The organism is Marinimicrobium sp. ARAG 43.8, assembly GCF_050113635.1.
GTDB lineage: Bacteria > Pseudomonadota > Gammaproteobacteria > Pseudomonadales > Cellvibrionaceae > Marinimicrobium.
Window position 1 is genome coordinate 1 of the sequence record NZ_JBNJLT010000004.1, and the last position, 21,395, is coordinate 21,395.

The 21,395-nt window shown below is 55.4% G+C and carries 15 protein-coding genes; 7 read left to right on the forward strand and 8 right to left on the reverse strand.

The features are described 5' to 3' along the window. Positions 1-31: 31 nt before the first annotated feature. From ACQCLF_RS09145 to leuA, 3 genes are all read right to left on the reverse strand, one after another. Positions 32-3,280, reverse strand: coding sequence for a TonB-dependent receptor (locus tag ACQCLF_RS09145; protein WP_426986492.1), 3,249 nt, complete (start codon positions 3,278-3,280; stop codon positions 32-34). A 390-nt stretch (positions 3,281-3,670) separates the two neighbouring features. Beyond that, a complete protein-coding gene (locus ACQCLF_RS09150; RefSeq protein WP_426986494.1) occupies positions 3,671-3,925 on the reverse strand; it encodes a YidH family protein in 255 nt (84 codons plus the stop codon). A 75-nt stretch (positions 3,926-4,000) separates the two neighbouring features. Further along, positions 4,001-5,665, reverse strand: coding sequence for a 2-isopropylmalate synthase (leuA, locus tag ACQCLF_RS09155; protein ID WP_426986496.1), 1,665 nt, complete (start codon positions 5,663-5,665; stop codon positions 4,001-4,003). 281 nt (positions 5,666-5,946) lie between these two features. Here leuA and ACQCLF_RS09160 point away from each other — a divergent pair, with 281 nt between their 5' ends. Then, positions 5,947-6,417: an Lrp/AsnC family transcriptional regulator gene (locus tag ACQCLF_RS09160; RefSeq protein ID WP_426986498.1), complete on the forward strand. Its 471-nt coding sequence runs from the start codon at positions 5,947-5,949 to the stop codon at positions 6,415-6,417. 3 nt (positions 6,418-6,420) lie between these two features. Here ACQCLF_RS09160 and ACQCLF_RS09165 read toward each other — a convergent pair whose 3' ends face one another. Continuing rightward, positions 6,421-8,430: a sialate O-acetylesterase gene (locus ACQCLF_RS09165; RefSeq protein ID WP_426986500.1), complete on the reverse strand. Its 2,010-nt coding sequence runs from the start codon at positions 8,428-8,430 to the stop codon at positions 6,421-6,423. Between the two features lie 223 nt (positions 8,431-8,653). On the opposite strand from ACQCLF_RS09165, the gene ACQCLF_RS09170 reads away from it, so the two are divergent. Next, positions 8,654-10,672: a hypothetical protein gene (locus ACQCLF_RS09170; RefSeq protein WP_426986502.1), complete on the forward strand. Its 2,019-nt coding sequence runs from the start codon at positions 8,654-8,656 to the stop codon at positions 10,670-10,672. 110 nt (positions 10,673-10,782) lie between these two features. Here the strand turns inward: ACQCLF_RS09170 and gyrB are convergent, their stop codons facing one another. The 4 genes from gyrB to dnaA all read right to left on the reverse strand — a co-directional run bounded on the left by gyrB (position 10,783) and on the right by dnaA (position 17,073). Further along, the gene (gene gyrB, locus ACQCLF_RS09175) at positions 10,783-13,203 is read right to left on the reverse strand and encodes a DNA topoisomerase (ATP-hydrolyzing) subunit B (RefSeq protein WP_426986504.1); all 2,421 of its coding nucleotides are present in this window, start codon (positions 13,201-13,203) and stop codon (positions 10,783-10,785) included. A 15-nt stretch (positions 13,204-13,218) separates the two neighbouring features. Beyond that, entirely contained in the window at positions 13,219-14,331 is a 1,113-nt protein-coding gene (gene recF, locus ACQCLF_RS09180) for a DNA replication/repair protein RecF (protein WP_426986506.1), read from the reverse strand. A 22-nt stretch (positions 14,332-14,353) separates the two neighbouring features. Then, entirely contained in the window at positions 14,354-15,457 is a 1,104-nt protein-coding gene (gene dnaN / locus ACQCLF_RS09185; protein ID WP_426986507.1) for a DNA polymerase III subunit beta, read from the reverse strand. A 62-nt stretch (positions 15,458-15,519) separates the two neighbouring features. Continuing rightward, positions 15,520-17,073 (reverse strand): chromosomal replication initiator protein DnaA, encoded by a 1,554-nt coding sequence (dnaA, locus tag ACQCLF_RS09190; RefSeq protein ID WP_426986509.1) that lies wholly within the window; start codon positions 17,071-17,073, stop codon positions 15,520-15,522. A gap of 383 nt (positions 17,074-17,456) precedes the next feature. Here dnaA and rpmH point away from each other — a divergent pair, with 383 nt between their 5' ends. From rpmH to mnmE, 5 genes are read left to right on the forward strand one after another with little or no spacing between them, the layout of a single operon-like run. Continuing rightward, positions 17,457-17,591, forward strand: a complete 135-nt coding sequence (rpmH, locus tag ACQCLF_RS09195; RefSeq protein WP_426986511.1) for a 50S ribosomal protein L34 — start codon at positions 17,457-17,459, stop codon at positions 17,589-17,591. 41 nt (positions 17,592-17,632) lie between these two features. Continuing rightward, entirely contained in the window at positions 17,633-18,010 is a 378-nt protein-coding gene (gene rnpA, locus ACQCLF_RS09200) for a ribonuclease P protein component (RefSeq protein ID WP_426986513.1), read from the forward strand. A 4-nt stretch (positions 18,011-18,014) separates the two neighbouring features. Next, positions 18,015-18,266, forward strand: coding sequence for a membrane protein insertion efficiency factor YidD (gene yidD, locus ACQCLF_RS09205; RefSeq protein WP_426986515.1), 252 nt, complete (start codon positions 18,015-18,017; stop codon positions 18,264-18,266). A 2-nt stretch (positions 18,267-18,268) separates the two neighbouring features. After that, on the forward strand, positions 18,269-19,954 hold the full coding sequence (yidC, locus tag ACQCLF_RS09210; RefSeq protein WP_426986517.1) for a membrane protein insertase YidC: 1,686 nt from the start codon (positions 18,269-18,271) through the stop codon (positions 19,952-19,954). Positions 19,955-19,957: 3 nt separating this feature from the next. Next, complete coding sequence (gene mnmE, locus ACQCLF_RS09215) at positions 19,958-21,322, forward strand: tRNA uridine-5-carboxymethylaminomethyl(34) synthesis GTPase MnmE (RefSeq protein WP_426986519.1); 1,365 nt, start codon at positions 19,958-19,960, stop codon at positions 21,320-21,322. Positions 21,323-21,395: the final 73 nt, after the last annotated feature.

A 21,395-nucleotide genomic window follows, 5' to 3' on the forward strand; every position in this document is an offset into this window, starting at 1 on the left:
AAATGTTAGCCAGACATAAATTGATAAGGGGCTAGGATGGAGCGATTTCCGGAAATCGTTTTTCTACAGCCTCGTTACCGTTGGAGAAAGTATCCCCGCGATAGAAGAACACATCTTCATGTTCGGTTACGTTCAGGACATCCAGATAGAATTTGACATCCGGCGTCAGGTTGTACGTCATTTTCAGGTCCAGTCCGGCCACATCGTCCTGGAAAACATCGGCCCAGCGCTGACAGTACTCATGATAGATGGTGCCGTCGCCAGAGGCGCCCGACAAGGCACCTTCGGCTCCGGCCATATTGACGCGAGCCCACTCGGTATCGCGATTAATATCCGCCTGGGAGCAGGTGCCAATCTGGGTGAGTATTTCACTGCGGAAATTACCGATCAGCCGTGCGGAGAAATATTCGTTCTCCCAGCCCAGGGTCAGGTTAGCGGTCAGGTCCGCCTGGTTGGGCATGGCGGTTTTTTCGGCGCGAACGGTGTCGCCCGCGTCGGCTTCGCTGTCCAGCAGTGTCAGGTTGGAGTTCAGGAAGAGACCATTCTCAAAGAACTTGGAATAACTCAGCTCCAGCCCGTAGACTTTCGCTTTGTCACCATTGATGGTGGTGTTGACGTTGTGGAACACAAAGTCGTCACCAATTTGAAAGAGATTTTGTGTGAAGTTGTCGTAGGTAGGCAGGCCTCCATCGGAAGAGTCAAGTTGGTTTAAGGCATTTTGTACATTCTGTGGCATTTGGTCGCTTGTCATGCTCAGGCCACGAACGTCCACCACGTAGTCGGAAATGTCCTTGTAGAACACGGCCGCTTCGAAGAAGTGACCATTTGGACCGTACCAGCTCAAGGACGCATCAAAGTTTGTCGCCTCCATGGCCACCAGATCGGTGTTGCCCAGATCAAGCGCATTGCCACCGGGTGCCAGCGATAGTTCCTCGGAAATCTGACGAACAAAACCATCATCACCCAGGACCGGTTGAATACCCAGTTCGCCTTTGATGTTGTCACTGCAGCGGTCACGCTCATTGCTGGTGCCCTCGTTCAGAGGCGTGGCCCGACACAATTTAACGCGATCACTGAACTCGGCACGCGCGGCCGCCTGACCAAAACTGGGGCGAGTGTAACTGGTCCAGATGGACGCACGCGCCAGCAGGTTATCGGTCACATCCCAGCGCAGGTGCGCACCTGGATAGATACCGTCGTATTCGTTGGTAACAAATTCACCACCGTTGGGATCGGTGAGCGGCATTACGATATCGCGAACAAAGCCCTCATCTTCCTGAAAACGATCATGCCGTAACGTCAGGTAACCGGTGGAACCGTATTCCGTGTTGACATAGCGGGCACCGGTAATCAGAGTGGCGTTATCGGTGATCTGAAATTCCGCCATCAGGTAGGCTTCCTGCGTGTCCTCGAACAACCGATAGTTCTGGCTGTTACTCGCCGCACCGGAGCGCAGCGGGTCCAGCCACTCGGGGATACGCCGTGTAGCCGCAATAACGGTTTCGGCTTGACCGACCGTGACAAAGTCGTGATCAAAACGATCATTGCGCGGCGTGTAGGTATCGAAATCCGCCAGGCCAATGCTGGTATTGGCCCAGTTCAAACAATCCCGATCGCCTTCACAGCCGTCTGGGTAGTCGGTCGGATTGACGTTGAGGGCAACACGTTCACGATTGCGGTCACGCTCTTTGAGCATGACACCACCCTTGATGTAATTGAGCCAGCCACCGAAGAACTCTTTCTCCAGATTCAACTCAACCTGTTGCAGCTCATCTTCCCTCAGGCCATCTTCAAGATACAGGTTGTCGTAGTCCATGCCCGGTTGGTAGCGATCACCGAGCACATAGGGGCGCTGGCCACTGTATCCATTGGTTCCAGGAATACCGGATTCCGGGTAAACGGTATCCTGGCTGTCGGCCAGGAAACCCAGCTGGCTGGAAGAAATAATCTGCGCAATGAGGTTTTCCTTGTCCAGCTGACCCACCATCGGAAGATAGCGTTGGCGGAACTGAATACGCCGGTCATCCGGGTTGGTACGCTCACTGTCGGAGGTGTGGAATTCGTAATCGACGTGCCAGGAGTCTGCGAAGGTGTGCTTACCGTTGAACGTAATCGTGGTATTTTTATCTTTCGCTTCCTGAATGTAGATGCGATGCTGCAAGTCGGCGTTGCCCACCGCAAACAGCCCCTCGTAAGGCAGTCCCACCGACGCATAGGGTTCGAAGTCGGGATTGACGTAGCTGATATAACGCTCATCCCCAGCACCAAAATTATAGTACTCGCGCAGGGTCAGCTCTTCATCGGTATAGTCGGTGTGGGCGACCCGCAAACTAAATTCATGGTCACTGCTGGGGCGCCAGCCCAGGTCCACCGTCGCCGCGTTGCGGGTACGGACACTTTCGTCCTGGCGAACTTCAAAATTATTGGGCGTTAGCATACGTGGCTGCTGCAAGTAAGGATCCGCACCCAGCGTATCTTCACCCTCGAAGTTGTAGAAATAATTATCCGCGTAATCTCGGGAGGAGTATTCGTTTCCGTCATAGTCGCTGCTCGGACCCACCCCAGGCCGAGCGGGACGAATGTAACGCAGACCATCTTCGTTGGTAATCTGGTTGACCTCTGTGCCCCGCTCTTCATGGGAAAGCGACACCGCAAGACCGATGGTGTCATCCGCAAACAGCTTGGTGCCAATCAGCGTGGCCTTCGGAGAGAACTCACCGCGCTGCTCGTGCATGGCGCCTTGCAACGTCAGTCGTAAACTGTCTTCTCCACGGGAAAAGGCGGTTACAGAATTCACGTTAACGCGACCGGCAATCGAGTTCAGGTCCATATCCGGTGTCAGCGACTTGAACACTTCGATGGATCCCATCAGGTCAGCAGGGATGGTGTTCAGGCCCACCGCCCGGCCGTCGCCACTGGCACTGGCCATTTCGGAGTTGTTCATACTCACCCCGACGAAGCCGGCTCCCATGCCGCGAATGTTAACGAATTCACCCTGGCCATCGTTTTTCTGGATGGTCACACCAGGCAGGCGCTGCAGAGCTTCAGCCACATTCTGGTCAGCGAAGTTGCCCGCATCATCCTGCGAAATCACCGAGCTGAAAACGTCTTTATTGCGCTCGATCTCTCTGGCGTTGAGTTCTGCGGCACGGACACCCTGAACCACAATCTCCTCTAACGGAGCATTGTCATTCGACTCATTCTGAGCCTGGGCAATAAGGGGGAAGGAACCACCAGCCACCAGCGACACCGCCAGTGACAGCATACGTTTATTAAACATTTTGTCTCCCTCGACGACTACTTTTTTATTTGGATTAAGTAATATTTATATTCTTTAGCAGTGTATAGCTACACGTTAATGCTTATGGAAAGTTAGTGTTATTGTGAAACCAAAAATGCCTGTCCGTGTTGGTTGATTAGGATAAGTATATGGCAGACTTTTCTTGGTTTGATAAGGATCTTTGCACAGCCTGTGGCACAATTCAAGACTAAGACAATGAGTTTATGGCCTAAATTTCAACGCCTGTAAAAGGCGAATTCTCACCTTTGAATCCCGTTATTATTTTCTGGCATCGGCATAAATCCTAGAAAATTAGGCTGAACTTCCTACAATATTTCATTTTCCTGGAATAGCCGTATTTTAATCGACCGGCGCTTTTTATGATTTTATTCAGCCACGCGCCCGAGGAATCTGGCTACGCACTTTGAAAAAACGGTAAGCACCGATCACCCCGATCAGGACACCGCCAAGGATGGCAAGCCATGCCAGCGCTGTCAGTACAGGGTGTTCGCGTAGAAACTGCAGGACCACGCCTGCACTGATAATCAGCGACAACGCTGTCCGAATGTAGGACAACAATGTACGCTCGTTTGAAAGGTGAGTGCGCTCAACCGCCAAATGGTCACGCAATTCGGTTTCGCTCAAGGGAAATCTCCCGCCAAAGAATAAAGCAGAGAATCCGGTCGGGATACGTCCCGGATTCTCTAGATTGAAGCTGTATCAACCTTGGGACAGGTCCCGATTCACGCCATTGATCAGCGCTTTGATGGCGGCCGCGACAATATTTTTGTCCTGGCCGACACCAAACACCGGTTTGCGCTCCCCCACTTTCACTTCCACGTAGCACACCGCTGCCACATCGGAACCGGCGCCCAAACCGTGTTCGTGGTAATCCACCACGGTAATGGTGGTGTCGGCATGCTCGCCCAACGCCTTGGCGGCCGCATCAATCGGTCCGTTGCCTTTGCCGTTCAACTCGACGTCACTACCCCGGTACTTGGCCAGGATCAACGTATCGACCGAGCCGGTTTCCGAGTCGCTGACCCGGCTGCTGGTGTAATGGTACGGGGCATCTACCTGCAGGTATTCCTGATCAAACAGTTTGTAGATGTTTTCGCTGTTGATCTCCTTGCCGGTGGAATCGCTGACCCGCTGCACCACACCGCTGAATTCAATTTGCAGACGACGCGGCAGTTCGTAGCCCGCCTGCTGCTGGAGCAGAAAGCTCACCCCGCCTTTGCCGGACTGACTGTTGACCCGTACCACCGCATCGTAGCTGCGGTTGAGGTCCGCCGGGTCCAAGGGCAGATACGGCACTTCCCAATAACCTTCCGGGTCCTGCACGGCAAAGCCTTTTTTGATGGCGTCCTGATGAGAACCCGAAAAGGCGGTGAACACCAGCTCGCCCGCGTAGGGGTGGCGCGGGTGGACCGGCAACTGGTTGCACTCTTCCACCAGCTGGCGCACCTGGTCGATGTCGGTGAAGTCCAGCCCGGGGTGAATGCCCTGGGAATAGAGGTTGAGCGCCAGGGTCACCAAATCCACGTTACCGGTGCGCTCGCCGTTGCCGAACAGACAGCCTTCCACGCGATCCGCCCCTGCCATAACGGCCAGTTCCGCCGCCGCGACTGCCGTGCCACGGTCATTGTGCGGGTGCACGCTGAGAATGATACTGTCGCGCCGGTTGAGGTTGCGGTGCATCCATTCGATCTGATCGGCGTAGGTGTTCGGTGTGGACATTTCCACGGTGGCCGGGAGGTTAAATATCATTTTGCGCTCGGGCGTAGGCTGCCAGATATCAGAAACTGCATCGCACACTTCTTTGGCGAACTCGACTTCCGCACTGGAGAACACTTCCGGCGAATACTGGTACACCCACTCGGTATCCGGCTGGGTCGCGGTCAGCTCTTTGACCCACTCGGTGCCCTGCTGGGCGATTTTCTTCACCCCGGCCTTATCGGTTTTGTACACGATGCGACGGAACGCCGGGGCAATCGGGTTGTACATGTGCAAAATGGCCCGACGGGCGCCTTTCAAAGATTCCACGGTGCGCTCGATCAATTCCCGACGTGCCTGGGTCAGCACTTCGATAGTGACATCTTCCGGGATATGGTCTTCTTCAATCAGCCGACGCACAAAGTTGAAGTCGGTGTCGGACGCCGAAGGGAAACCCACTTCGATTTCCTTGAAGCCAATCGCCACCAGCGCTTTGAAGAAACGCAGCTTGGTCTCGATATTCATCGGGTCGATCAGCGCCTGGTTGCCGTCACGCAGGTCGGTGCTCATCCAGATGGGTGGCTTTTCCAGCACGCGGTTCGGCCACTGACGGTCAGGCAACTCAAGGGGCTCGAAACGGCGATACTTGCGGGACGGATCGGTAATCATGATCAACTCCGTGAAAATGCTGTGCAGGTTGGCGATTGGGGATGGCCTGGGAAAAACGGCGGTGTTCCGGGCCTTTTGGGCCTGTGGAGGGAGGTCCGGCAGAGGCTTGTGACCTCAGGGAGCACTCCGGTGCGGGCGGGTAGCCCGCCGTTTTTCCGTTAACAGCCAATGAGTAACAGTATATGGCTTGCTGGCCGCTAATAAATTGCTAGTATATTACCTGAATAATAGTTTTTGGTGTTTAATGCCACAATATAAACATTAATTGGAATTTTGTGCTGATGAGCCACGATCTTGACCGTTTTGACCGCCTTATTCTGGAAACGCTGCAAACCCGGGGGCGCATTACCAATCAGGAGTTGGCCGAGGCCATTAACCTCTCGCCTTCCCCTTGTCTTCGCCGGGTCAAACAGTTGGAAGAAGCCGGGTTGATTGACGGTTATGTGGCGCTGCTCAACGCCCGCAAGCTGAACCTGAACCTGATGGCGTTTATCGATATCAGTATGGATAAGCACACACCGGAGCGCTTTGATGCGTTTGAGGAGACCATTGCGGGCTACCCGGAGGTGTTGGAGTGCCATCTGATTACGGGCCAGTCGGCGGACTACTTATTGAAAGTGATCGTGCGGGATATGGACGCGTTTCAGCAGTTTCTCTTGAAAAAGCTGCTGCGAATCGACGGGGTGAGCGGTGTGCACTCTTCGTTTGTGCTGAAGAGCCCGATCAAGAGTACCGCTCTCCCCGTAAGTTAGCACTTACATCGAAGGCCAGTCATCGGTGCGGAAAGGCGCGGCAGGCAAACCCTCGTGATTGCAGAGGTTCGCACTGTCGGGGTTATTGGCCCAGGCGTACCGCACCGCGACCGGGTGACGCACTGCATCGCTGCGGACCACCACGGTATCACCCTGAACACGGGCATCGGCCCACACAAAATGGCGATTGTCGCCCGCTACGGCAAATTCCGCCAATGGCTGACCGTCACAGCTGACCAAACCATCGCCGGTGTGATCAAACTGTATTGTTATCGCCTGGCCGTCACGTTTCATCGAACGGTACAACGGGCCGGAAAATACGAGTTTTTCGTCGTAGGCGACGGCGCGGGCTGACAGCGCCAGACGCTCGCCCACCGCCTCTTTGTTCAGTGGGTGAATGTCGTTCCACTCCCCCACATCAATGGCCACGGCCATACCGGTATGAGGCAGATTCAGCGCACTTTGCTGGGCTTCGCGCAACCTCGCCCATTCGCCCAGGTGTTCCCGATCACCCTGGGTGTCACCGGCAGTGTCTGGAGCAGGGGCGCTATCCACCGGGTAATCCACGGCTTCAAGGTAATTGGCCAGCTGCACAAACAGGAAAGCCTGCTCCGGTTGTTGCCACTGCTGGCGCCAATCCCGGATCATGGCGGCAAACAGTTCGCGGTATTCCGGTGCCCGCCCCACGTTTGACTCTCCTTGATACCAGATCACCCCTTTGACCGCGAACGGGGTCAGCGGCGCGATCATACCGTTGTACAACCCCAGGGGTTTCCAGCGAATAAAGGTCGGCCCGCCCAGCTCGTTCAATTGTACCCCCTGGCGAAGGCGCCACTCACCTGCCAGGCTTACACGTTGCTCATTCCAGCGCAGCTCATAAGGTTTGTCTTCCACAAACCCGGGGCGACCGCTCTGGCTGGTGAGCCGGACGACCACGGTGTTTTCCCCGGCATTGAGCAACCCTTCGGACAGGGGGTACCAGCGCGGCGGGTACTGGTAGCCGGTTTCGCCGACTTTCTCGCCGTTCACATACACCACATCCGCGTCTACCAGTCGTCCCAGCTCCATAAAGGCGGGTTTTCCGGCCCAGCTTTGTGGCACCTCGATCGTCTTGCGCAACCACCAGACGCCATTGGCATTGTCGGCGTCGCCCCAGAAGCCGGGTAACTCAATAGTGTCCCAATCACTGTCGTCCAGATCCGGGCGGGCCCATATGGCCTCGCCATCGCGGTAACCCGCGTCACGCTGGTCACGCTTGGCAAACCACTCGTTCTGACGTTTCCGGTCAGACGCTTCGGTTTCTACAATCAGCGTGTCGTCTCGCCACCGTTTGGCTTCCTGGAGGTGGCGGGGAAACGGCTTCAAGGCCTCCTCGCTCAACCAGGATTCCACAGGTGAACCACCCAAGGCGGCGTTGATAACACCGATGGGCACGTCCAGGGCCCGGTTGAGGTCACGGGCAAAAAAGTAGCTGACCGCTGAGACTGGCGGTAAAGTTTCTGGCGTAATGCTGACCCACTCGCCTGCGTCCAGATCCTCGGCGGGCGCTTTAAACGCATAGCGATCCGGTACTTCGAAGTAGCGAATGTCAGGATAATTGGCCTCGTTCATTTCCTCCTGGTAAAGCGGCGCCACTCGCCGCATGGGCAGCTCCATATTGGACTGGCCCGACGCCACCCAGACATCCCCCACGAGAATGTCGTTGATCTCCAAACGGTTATTGCCGGTAATGGTCATCGTATAGGGCCCGCCAGCGGGCATCTCCGGCAGCGTTATTTGCCAGCGCCCTTTCTCTCCAGCCTCCGTCCGAAGGGTTTTTTCTTGAAAGTGAACACTGACACTCTCGCCTTCCTCCGCCCAGCCCCAGACAGTAACCCGTGCATCGCGCTGGAGTACCATGCCGTCGTTAATCAGGCGAGGCAGGGTAATATCAGCATGCGCAGAACTTATGGCGGCGCACCATAGTGACGGAACTAATAGTAACGGCCCTAACCGGGTTTTGAACGGCTTCATAATTTACCTCTTGTTATGTCACGCCCGCTGCCTGCCGCAAAGTCGGGCTCTGGTTACCACCGGGAGTGGATCTGCCACCTTATGGTCTCACTGATTATATGGTAGACGACCACCACTCTGAACCCCCTCCAAACAAAAACTTTGAACCTTCTCATCATTGAGCACGACTTCCTCTACAAGCGCGCTGATCCAGTTCTTTGTATCGAATAACGAGGAAATCATCATGAATTCTCTAACGAAACGAGGCTCCGAAGCCTCTCTGAAATTATTAACTCTGGCCTGCCTGACGATCGGGCTGGTGGCCTGTGGTGGCAGTAACAACAACACGCCTTCGGCTTCCTCCAGCAGCCAGCACAGCAGTTCCACGCCCTCTGCGGAAACTGTGCAGGCCGACTTTATCGTCCAGTCTTTTGGCGGTGCCCTTTTGGCGGGTGCCACCGTTATGATTGACGATGTTATCGAGCAGAGCGACGACAGTGGCCGGGCCACCTTTACGCTCAATGCCGATGAAAGTTATGTGGTTCAGGCCCAGGCCGAGGGCTACGTCATGCAGGCACTGCCCTTCACAAGCGATCACGATGGCGTACAGACGTTACGCCTGACGCCCGTCAAGCACGACATCGCTGTCACGGATATCGAAGCTGCCCGTACCTTGAGTGGCCTGGATTTGAATACCCGTATCACCTTTCCCGCCAATGCCTTTGTCACGGAGGATGGTGAACCCGCCACGGGTGCCGCCAGCCTGCAAATTACCCCCTGGAATATCAACAGTGACGAATTGACCGCTATGCCCGGCAATGGTCAGGCGGTGGACGCCATGGGAGACGCGACTGAACTGATCAGTGCGGGCATGATCACCGTGGATATCTACAACACCAACGGTGACTATCTGCAACTGGCCGATGGTGTGACGGCTGAGCTGCAAATGGACTTGCCGTTCGACAGTATCAACGGCGAAGCCTTAAGTGTCGGCAGCACGATTCCCCTCTGGCATTTTGACGAGAGCCAGGGGCTTTGGGTCGAGGATGCTGAACGTGTGGGTGAAGTGATCGAATCGGCGACTTCGCCCACTGGTCTGGCGGTATACGCCGAAGTGGATCATTTCTCCACCTGGAACTGGGACTTCAAATTCGAGAGTGGCGGGAGCATCCATGTGGAGTGCCGGCTCCCGGACAACGACTCTGTCCCTTGCGCGGTCATCGCTGAGGTTACTCTGGATGACGGATCAGCGCTGACCAAAAGCACTCAATTACCGATCGGAGGCGCCACCATTATCAACATGCCCACCAGCGCCACGATCAATTGGACCGCCACCAGCGGCAGCGGCCTGATCGGCGACGTCCAGAGTGACCTGTCTGCGGACGTCGTGATTGAACTCGGCAACCCGGTTACCGAAAACTTTGTCCAGTGCCTGCTGCCGGACGACTCATCCACACCCTGCGAAGTCACTATGACAGACGGCAGCCACACATTGACCCAACATATCCCCGCACAGGGCGCTACCGTCATCACTGGCTGGAGCGATGTGGACCCACAAACGGCCACGCTCTCCTGGAGTGCGGAAACACCCACACCGGTCAGCTACAATCAGCAACAAGTGCTCGCCGAAGGCAACGCCACCTCCTCCGTCAACGGCAGTGTATCCATAGCCATGGCTGTCACTCCCATCGAGTCGGTGGATGTTCAGTGTTTCGCCCCCTCTGGTGGCAGCCTGCCCTGCATGGTCGATGTTAACTCGGCCCTTCCCTCCGGAACCGTGTTTTCCGAAAGCCATACTTTTCCTACTGAAGGCGGAACGCTTCTGATTCCTTCAGAAGCGGTGCTGATCGAGTGGACCGCTACCGCCGATGGCAATCACAGTCACAACGGCCAGTTTTTTGCGCTCTCCACCGAGGTTCAAACCGGATTGTTGCCCGCCGTGAATCTGATACTCGACACGGCGGTGCCGCAAGGACCTGCCGCGCAAAGTATCAACGTTGTGTGTGTTAACGGCTCGGCCAGTGCCAGCAGTTGTGATATCACCCTGGGCCGCGAAGGTTATGTGGTGGGATTTGCGGAGCTGGAGGATATTGAAGACAGCCCGATCGGCCAGGTTCATACACTGACATTCCCCAACGGCATGGGCGAGACGGAGTGGGTACTGATCAACGCCATGGGCGATGATAACTCCTACGCCAACGGGTCGGCGCCTTACAGTGACTTTGCCGACGGGGAGACCATAGAGCTGGAGCTTAGCCTCTAGTCTGTTGCCTGCTCTATTGAGCCGTATCCATGGCCAGCAGAAATGCTGGCCTTTTTAATCAGGCCGAAAAAAGAGCCGTTACAGTAACGAACCCCAACAGCATCACTGTATTAAATATCGAGGTTGGCCACCGCCAGTGCATTGGTTTCAATAAACTCCCGGCGCGGTTCAACATGGTCGCCCATCAAGGTGGTGAAGATCTGGTCGGCCGCGATAGCATCCTGCACACTGACCCGCAGCATCCGACGGGTTTCCGGATTCATCGTGGTTTCCCACAGCTGTTCCGGGTTCATCTCACCCAGCCCTTTGTAGCGTTGGATGTTGTAACCCTTGCGCGATTCTTTCATCAGCCAGGCCAATGCTTCGTCAAAACTCGAGACTTCCTGGGTTTTTTCGCCGCGCTTGATATAGGCACTCTCTTCGATCAGGGTCACAAGCTTTTCACCCAGTGCCAGAATAGATCTGTACTCACCCGACTCAAAAAATTCATGATTAAACGGGTATTGAGTCGAGAGCCCGTGGGCAATGATTTCCACTTGCGGCAGGAATAGATGTCGCTCGGTATCTTCCTTGGCCGTGATGCGATAACGCTGGCTGCCATCGCGGCTATCCAGACTCAGTCGCGCCAGGAGCTGATCGCACCATTGCTGCATATGCCCCTGATCCGCCAGATGCTCGGGCCGCAAGGAGGGAAGATAGATCATCTCTTCCAGGATTTCGCTCGGATAAAGACGGGACAAGCGATCGATGGTATCCATCACCCCCCGATACTCGTACACCAGCTTCTCCAGCGCTTCACCACTGATGCCGGGGGCGTCAGCGTGAACATGCAGGCTGGAGCCTTCCAGGGCAGACTGGGTCAGGAACGCCGTCAAAGCGCCCTCATCCTTCAAATACTGCTCGAATTTGCCTTTGCTGATCTTGTACAGCGGCGGCTGGGCGATGTAGACGTGACCGCGCTCGATCAGTTCGCGCATTTGACGGAAGAAGAACGTCAGTAGCAGTGTGCGAATGTGGGAGCCATCGACGTCGGCGTCCGTCATGATAATAATGCGGTGGTAACGCAATTTTTCAGGGTCGAATTCCTGCTTTCCAATACCACAACCCAGCGCGGTAATCAGGGTACCGACCTCGGCGCTGGAGAGCATTTTGTCAAAACGGGCTTTCTCAACGTTCAGAATCTTACCTTTCAGTGGCAAAATCGCCTGCGTTTTCCGGGCTCGCCCTTGCTTGGCAGAACCACCCGCCGAATCACCCTCCACCAGGTACACTTCTGACAGGGCCGGGTCTTTTTCCTGGCAATCTGCCAGTTTGCCAGGCAGACCAGCAATGTCCAAAGCGCCCTTGCGGCGGGTCATTTCCCGGGCTTTACGAGCCGCTTCACGAGCGCGAGCCGCGTCAATCATTTTGCTGACCACAGCTTTGGCTTCGTTGGGGTTTTCCAGCAGATATTCACCGAAGATCTGGCTCATTTCCTGCTCAACCGCCGTTTTCACCTCGGAAGACACCAACTTATCCTTGGTCTGAGAGGAAAACTTCGGATCTGGCACTTTCACTGAAATAATGGCAGTCAGGCCTTCCCGGGCATCATCACCGGTGGTGCTCACTTTGGCCTTGGAAGCCAGCCCTTCCCGTTCAATGTAGCTGTTCAGGGAGCGAGTCAAGGCAGCCCGGAAACCGGCCAGGTGCGTCCCACCGTCGCGCTGGGGAATGTTATTGGTGTAGCAGAAGATATTTTCCTGGAAGGAGTCGTTCCACTGCAGGGCAATTTCTACTCCAATCCCGTCTTCACGCACCTCGCTGGTGATATGCACGGTCTTGTTGATGGGCGTCTTATTAACATTCAAGTGCTCTACAAACGCTTTCAGGCCGCCTTCGTACTGGTAAACCTCTTCTTTGGCGGTCCGCTCATCCTTCAGCACAATGCGCACACCCGAATTCAGGAATGACAGTTCACGCAAGCGTTTAGCCAGCAAATCATATTGAAATTCGATGTTGTTGAAGGTCTCGGCAGACGGCTTGAAATGAACTTCTGTACCGCTGGAGCTGGTTTCGCCGACAACCGTCAAGGGTGCCTGAGGCACGCCGTGGTGATAGGTCTGTTCGTGCACTTTACCCTCACGTCGAATAGTGAGCTTCAGCTCTTCCGAAAGCGCGTTGACCACGGATACGCCCACCCCGTGAAGACCACCGGATACCTTGTAGGTGTTGTCATCAAATTTACCGCCGGCATGCAATACGGTCATGATGACCTCGGCAGCCGAAACGCCCTCTTCGTGCATTTCCGTGGGTATGCCGCGACCGTTATCGGATACAGAGACGGTTTCATCAGGATGAATGACCACGCGAATTTCAGAGCAGTGACCGGCGAGCGCCTCGTCGATGGAGTTATCAACGATTTCAAACACCATGTGGTGTAGACCGGAGCCATCGTCGGTATCACCGATATACATGCCGGGCCGTTTGCGAACCGCGTCCAGTCCTTTCAGCACTTTGATACTGGACGAGTCATAATTCTTTTGCTCTGCCATAAACTAGCTCCGATTTCACTGCGATGAGGCGGAAGTAGGCTCTTCAACTACCCGCCCCTGTTCCACGTGGAACACTTTAGTCACTGCCGCCGGTCTGTCTTTCCAGTCCGCGAGCAGCGGTTGCATCTCTACACCGGTGATAAATACCTGTGTTTCCAATGTGTCCAACCACTCCACCAGTTTGGCGCGATGGCTGATATCAAGCTCGGCGGGCAGGTCGTCCACCAAATAAATACAGCGCCCTTGGGTCTGCCGGTTGAACACCACGCCTTGAGCGATCTTAAGGGCACACACCACAAGCTTCTGCTGACCGCGAGACAGCACGTCTGCGGCGGGCTGACCCTGCACCTGAATACGCAAGTCAGCACGATGAGATCCGGATTGCGTATAACCAATCTGTCGATCTCGTTCAAAATTGTCGGCCAGCACTTGATCGTATGGCTTGTTCTTATCCCAACCGCGTTGGTAGGACAGGGTCACGTCCGGCAACTTTATAAAGTCGTCGAGCAGCGCTAGAAAAACCGGTTCAAAGAGTTCAACGCAGGTGGTTCTGTTTTCGTGAATGCGCTGGCTCAGCTGGCACAGCTCCCGGTCCCATAAACGTAACTCGTCGAAGTCTATTCTATCACGCCGCAACAGGCTATTGCGTTGTTTCAGGCAACGCTGAACACCTTTCCACGCCGGAAAGAAGGAGTGTTCCACGTGGAACACCAACCAATCCATAAACTGACGTCGAACCTTCGGGCTTCCTTCCAGCAACATAAAAGTGTGCGCATCAATAATCTGTAATGGCATCACGGAAGCCAACTCCGCCAGGGAGCTAACGGGCCGCCCATCCACCTTCAGGGCCACTTCGCCATTTCGAGCCCGTCTCAGACCGACGGGTACAGAGCGGTCGGCCATCTCTATTTCGGCAAAAACAACAAACTGATCTTTTTCCCATTGAATCAGGGGCTTATGTTTATGGCTGCGGAACGAGCGCCCCAGTGCGAGCGTATGCACGGCTTCCAGCACACTGGTTTTGCCTGACCCGTTTTCACCGTAGATCAGATTCGTTCGTGGAGAGGGTGAGAGCTTCACCCTCTCCAGATTGCGGAGGGATTGAATATCGAGGCGGGATAAGGTCATAAAGGGCGCCGAAACGCCTTAATCAAAGGCGCATCGGCATTACCACGTACAGCGAATCCCCCTCCTCGGGCTCTTCCAGCAGCGCACTACTGTTGGCATCCGAGAGCGTCATTTTGATATGGTCCGCCGAAATAACATTGGCCACATCCTGCAAATAACTGACGTTAAAGCCCATTTCCAGGGAGCTGCCTTCGTAATCTACCGCCACCTGCTCCTCGGCCTCTTCCTGCTCCGGGTTGTTAGCCACAATCGTCAACATGCCACTATCAAGCAACAGACGAACGCCACGGTATTTTTCATTGGAGAGAATGGCTGTGCGACCAAACGCCTGTTTCAGTTCGGTCCTCGGACCCAGCACGATCTTGTCGCCGCCACGGGGTAGAACGCGTTCGTAGTCGGGGAACTTGCCGTCCACCAGCTTGGAGGTGAAGGTGTAATCCCCGGTGGCTACCCGAATGTGGTTCGCACTCAGCGTGACATCCACGGTATCATCAATATCGTCCACCAGGCGAGACAGCTCCAGCACGCCTTTACGAGGCAAAATAGCCTGTACAGCGTCTCCCACAGACACCGGAACGGGACGAGTGCACATCGCCATGCGGTGGCCATCCGTCGCGACCGCCCGCAACTGCCCTTCGCGGACTTCCCATAACATACCGTTTAAGTAATACCGCACATCCTGTTGCGCCATAGCGAACGCCGTGCGCTCGATGAGGCGTTTCACTTCACGCTGCGGGCAAGCAAACTGCAAGTCGCTTGGACCATCCTCAACATTCGGAAAATCCCCGGCCGGCAAGGTAGACAATGTGAACCGGCTGCGGCCGCTTTTTACCACCATCCGCTGTTCATCCTGTGAGAACTCAATGGCGGCACCTTCGGGCAGCGAACGGCAAATGTCCACGAGTTTGCGGGCAGGCACCGTGACCTCTCCGGCCTCTGCTGGTTCTTCCAGCATCAATCTCGCCACAATCTCCACTTCCAAATCGGTCCCGGTGAGGGACAACTGATCCCCATCAATCGCCATCAGGACGTTGGACAGCACTGGCAGAGTCTGACGGCGTTCGACCACCCCCCCTACCAACTGAAGGGGTTTCAACAGGGCTTCTCGGGACACGACAAATTTCATGGGGTCTCTTCCTATTTTCCTGTAGGGGATTCCTGAAATCAGGAGGTCATCGGTAATGAATATCAGGTAGTCAGGGAGCGCAGCAGGTTCTTCATATCCTCGCGAATATCCGCGTCCTCTTCCTGCATCTGTTTAATCTTGCGACACGCATGCAATACCGTCGTATGGTCGCGTCCGCCAAAAGCCTCGCCGATCTCCGGCAGGCTGTGATTCGTCAACTCTTTTGCAAGTGCCATCGCCACCTGGCGCGGTCGAGCCACTGAGCGACTGCGACGTTTGGAGAGCAGATCATTGAGCTTGATCTTATAGTACTCCCCCACCACACGCTGGATATTATCTATGCCTACTTGCTTGTCCTGCAAGGCGAGTAAATCCTTCAATGCCTCCCTGACCAGGTCCACATCAATCAACCTGCCTGTGAACTGGGCATTGGCGACCACACGCTTGAGCGCGCCTTCCAATTCCCGAACATTGGAACGAATACGTTGGGCAATAAAAAACGCGGCCTCATGGGGTAGATCAACACCGACCTGATCCGCTTTTTTCATCAAAATGGCGACCCGGGTTTCCAGCTCTGGTGGCTCCACAGCGACGGTCAGCCCCCATCCAAAACGACTTTTCAGGCGCTCTTCCAAACCATTAATTTCTTTAGGATAACGGTCACACGTCAAAATAATCTGTTGTCCGCCTTCAAGCAGCGCATTAAAGGTATGAAAAAACTCCTCCTGAGAGCGCTCTTTCCCGGCGAAGAACTGTATATCGTCAATCAATAACGCATCCACAGACCGATAATAGCGTTTGAAATCGTTAATGGCGTTGAGCTGCAACGCCTTTACCATATCCGCCACAAAGCGTTCAGAATGCAAATAAATAACCCGGGCATTGGGGTTCTTGTCCACCAAGGCGTTGCCCACCGCCTGCATCAAGTGCGTTTTCCCCAAACCTACCCCACCGTATATAAAGAGCGGGTTGTAGGAACCGCCGGGGTTTTCCGCCACCTGGCGAGCCGCCGCCAAACCCAGCTGGTTGGATTTACCTTCGACAAAGCTCGCAAATGAAAACTGGCGATTCAGATTATTGTTGTGCTTGAGAGCACCTTCTGCTTCAACGGGGCCAGGGGAACTCGACATACTGGTGCCGACGCTGGGCTCGGGCGTCAATGGCGCGGATCGGCCAGCCCCCATTCCCTGATAGGGAGACGGGTTTATTCCAGAGGTATGTTTTACCCCTGGCTCAGAAGTCGTGCCGCGGCCATTGTGTCCGCCGGGCGCAGTCTCAACGGAGCGAGACGCTGCGCGAGGGGGAGAAGAGTGCTGGGCAGCGCCCGCACCAACGCCGACACCAACGCCGGCACCAAAGCCCGACCGCTGTCCGACGCCCACCTCTACACTCAATGGTTGCACATCACCCTGAAAGTCGGAAACGAGTTCCCGGATCCGGTGCAAGAACTTTTCATTCACCCAGTCACACACAAACCGATTGGGTGCCAACAGACGAAGCTGATCGGGGTCGGCGGCCTCATCGATCTGCAAAGGGCGAATCCAGGTATTGAACTGCTGTGACGGCAATTCATCCTGCAAGCTCGATGCGCAAAGTTTCCAGACGGCCTCCGGCAAAGCTACCTCCCCCCGGTGCGTTATTATTCACAAAAGATTCGTAGTGTACTCTCTGCCGCAGCGGTTATCCACAGTGGAAGAAACATTTTTTTGCTATAAGAATGACAACTAATGTTTGAGTTTCAATAGGTTAAGGAAATAACACCACTTTATTTACCCACAGATTCATCCCTCAAAACCGATCAAAAAACAACCTATTCCTGTGGACAACCTGTTATCAACCTTTTAGCAAGCTAAGCATAACTTCTCAATCGAACCAAAACCTCCAATAGTTGCCGTTCACGCTTCAAATCCGTTGCCTTTCAGTGGCATTTTCTATAAAATCGCGCCTCTTTTTCCCGCCCTTGCAGGGGCAACCGAATTCGAACGACAGGTTTATTCCCATGAAAAGAACATTTCAGCCCAGCGTCCTGAAACGCAAGCGCAACCACGGTTTCCGTGCCCGCATGGCCACCAAAAATGGTCGCGCCGTTCTGGCCCGTCGTCGCGCCAAAGGCCGCAAGGCGCTGGCCGTATAACACGCGCCCGCCTTTGCGCTGTGTTCAGTTGTCAGAGTTAAGTGGCTTCCCACGCTTTTCCCAAAGCACATCGGCTGCTTACCTCTGATGACTTTCAGTCGGTGTTTGCCGACGCCCCTTTCCGCGCCTCCCACAAGTACTTCCTGATTCTGGCTCGACCCAACCAGCGCGACTCTGCCCGCTTGGGGCTGGTAATTGCCAAAAAGCACATTCGCCTGGCTACCCAGCGAAACCGAATGAAACGCCTGATCCGGGAAACTTTTCGCCATCAGGCGCCGACCTTGGGCGGTATTGATGTTATTGTATTGGCGCGCCGAGGGATGGACAGCCTCGAGAACAGCGCACTGCACGATCAACTCGATCGACAGTGGCAACGAATTGCGCGCAAATCGGCCCCCAAACCCACTACGGCAGACTGATGACATGCGTTGGCTGGCACTGCGACTGATCTGGCTCTACCGCTACCTGTTAAGCCCCTGGATCGGCAATCAATGCCGCTTCTACCCCAGTTGCTCCCACTATGCCGAAGAAGCAATCGCCCGCCACGGTTTTTGCCGCGGCAGCTACCTAAGTGCTCGCCGCCTGCTGAAATGCCACCCATGGCACCCCGGAGGCGAGGACCCCGTACCGGGTCACCCGACATCCACTCACCCTACGACTGATGGCAGTAAATAAAGATGGATTGGCAAAAAACCCTGTTAATCACGGCGATGTGCGCCGTCGTCTTTACTCTGGTAATCCGCTATAACGATTTCCAGGAAGGCCAAACGGAACAAACCGAGCAATCCCGCACCGTGCAATCCAGTGCGGCTAATGCAGAGAGCGCCGTTAGTGAGTTACCCGAAGCGGGCTCCGACAATGAGCTTCCCAGCACGCCCGGTGACGGCCAGACCGCCCAGGCGAGCCCGCAAAGCGTCGGCAGCGAGCCAATCCGGGTCATCACCGACACCTTGGTGGTCGATATCGACCCCAGAGGGGGTGATCTGGTGTATTCCGCGCTGCGCAAACACTACGCCGAATTGAATACGCCTGAAGACCCGTTTGTTCTCCTGAACAGCTCCAACCTGCAAACCTATACCGCCCAAAGCGGGCTGGTCGGCCAGAATGCCACCGATACCAGCGAAGGGCGCCCGACCTTTCAGAGCGCTCAACGAGAATATCGTTTGGCAGACGGACAGGATGAGCTGCAAGTGGATCTAACCTTGCAACAGGGCGACGTCACGATCACCAAACGCTACACCTTCCACAGCAATGACTATCTGGTACAGCTCGACTACCTGATCGATAACCAGAGCAATGCCCCCTGGCAGGCCAACCTTTACGGTCAAATCAAGCGGGATAGCTCGGCGGCCGGCTCCGCGCCTGGAGGCATGTTCGCGATTCACCCGTTCCTGGGGGCTGCCCTCACCACCGACGACGAAAAATACAAAAAGCTGGATTTTGACGATCTGCGCGAACAGCCTTTCCGCACTCAGAAAGAAGGCGGTTGGGTGGCCATGGTGCAGCATTATTTTGTCAGCGCCTGGATCCCCGACGCTGAACAGACTCACAATTACACCTTGCGCCAACTCGGCAACCGCGATCTTTTCCTGATGGGTTTCACCAGTCCTTCCACTCAGGTGGCACCCGGTGAACAAGGCCAGATCAGTGCCCGCTTCTATACCGGCCCGAAAGACACTCAGAAACTGGAGGAAATTTCCCCCTATCTGGATCTGACCGTGGATTACGGCTGGCTCTGGTGGTTGGCCAAACCGCTCTTCTCGGTTCTGGACTGGCTGCACTCATTTTTGGGCAATTGGGGCCTGGCCATTATTGCTTTGACAATTATTATTAAAGCAGCATTCTTCAAGCTAAGCGCCACCAGCTACCGCTCTATGGCGAAGATGCGCAAACTCAGCCCCAAAATGCAGGAGTTGAAAGAGCGCTACGGGGATGACCGCCAGAAGATGTCCCAGGAGCTAATGAAGCTCTATAAAAAGGAAAAGGTAAACCCGCTGGGCGGTTGTCTGCCTATTCTTATCCAGATGCCGGTGTTCCTGTCACTGTACTGGGTCATTATGGAGAGTGTGGAGCTGCGCCACGCCCCCTTCTTCCTGTGGATTCAGGATCTCTCCGTGAAAGATCCTTACTTCGTGCTGCCCTTGCTAATGGGTCTGACCATGTTCGTTCAGTTTAAGCTGAACCCCACCCCGCCCGACCCGACTCAGGCGAAGATCATGCAGCTGATGCCGATCATTTTCACCTTCCTGTTCCTGTTCTTCCCGGCCGGGCTGGTACTGTACTGGGTAACCAACAATACCCTGTCCATTGCCCAGCAGTACTACATCACCCGCCAGATCGAACGGCAGGACGTCAAAAGCTAGGCCGTGAACCCGAACGTAACTGACACGATCGCCGCCATCGCTACCGCCACCGGGCGGGGCGGTGTCGGCATCGTGCGTTTATCGGGGCCGAACGCTCGAGCCATTGGCGAACAGATCACCCGCCAGGCTCTCAAGCCCCGCCACGCCCACTATTTACCGTTTCACGGCACCGAAGGCCAGGTTCTGGATCAGGGAATCGCGCTGTTTTTCCCCGGTCCCCACTCCTTTACCGGAGAGGACGTGGTTGAACTGCAGGGCCACGGTGGACCGGTCATTCTCGACTGGCTGCTACGAGCGGCCACTCAGCAAGGCGCTCGCCTCGCCAGACCAGGGGAGTTTTCCGAGCGCGCCTTTCTCAATGACAAGCTCGATCTTGTCCAGGCAGAGGCCATTGCCGATCTTATCGACGCCTCCAGCGACCAGGCCGCGCGAAGTGCCCTGCACTCTTTGCAAGGCGCGTTTTCACAGAGGGTCAACGAACTGGTTGAAGCGCTGATCGCACTGCGCATTTACGTTGAAGCCGCGATCGATTTTCCGGAAGAGGAAATCGACTTCCTCAGCGATGGAAAAGTCGCCGCCGATCTTCAAGGCATCACAGAGCGTCTGGAACAGGTATTTGCCGAGGCACGCCAGGGTGCCTTGCTGAGGGATGGCATGAATGTGGTGATTGCCGGTCGCCCCAATGCGGGCAAATCCAGCCTGCTCAATGCGCTCTCTGGTCGTGACAGTGCGATCGTCACTCCTATAGAAGGCACCACCCGCGACGTGCTGCGCGAACATATCCACATCGATGGCATGCCTTTGCATGTCATCGATACTGCCGGATTACGGGAAACTCCGGATGAGGTGGAAAAAATCGGGGTAGAGCGGGCCTGGAAGGAGATCCACACCGCCGACCGCATTTTACTGCTGGTGGACAGTCAAAGCACCGAAGCCACCAACCCTGCTGAGATATGGCCGGACTTTGTGCAACAACTGCCCGACCCGGGCAAACTGACCTTGATTCGAAACAAAATCGACCTGACCGGCGAAGTCGCTGGCGAGCGTCAAACCCTCCCCTTGTGCCTGGCGCTGAGTGCCACCACCGGAGACGGGATGGATGCTCTGAAAACACACCTGAAAAGCGTCATGGGTTACACCGACACGGGAGAGAGCCGTTTCACCGCACGACGTCGGCACCTGGACGCGCTCGAGCGCGCCAGATCGGCGCTGGCCAACGGGAGTCGGCAACTCCATGAACACGCTGCGGGCGAACTGCTGGCCGAGGACTTGCGCGATGCTCAGGAGTGCCTGAGCGAAATCACCGGGCAGTTCACCCCGGATGACCTCCTTGGGCGTATCTTTTCGTCGTTCTGTATCGGGAAATAACACCTCGCAGCGCTCCCATGTGACGCAAACATCACTTCTCAATCCCGAATAGGATACCCCTGCGCTTTCCTGC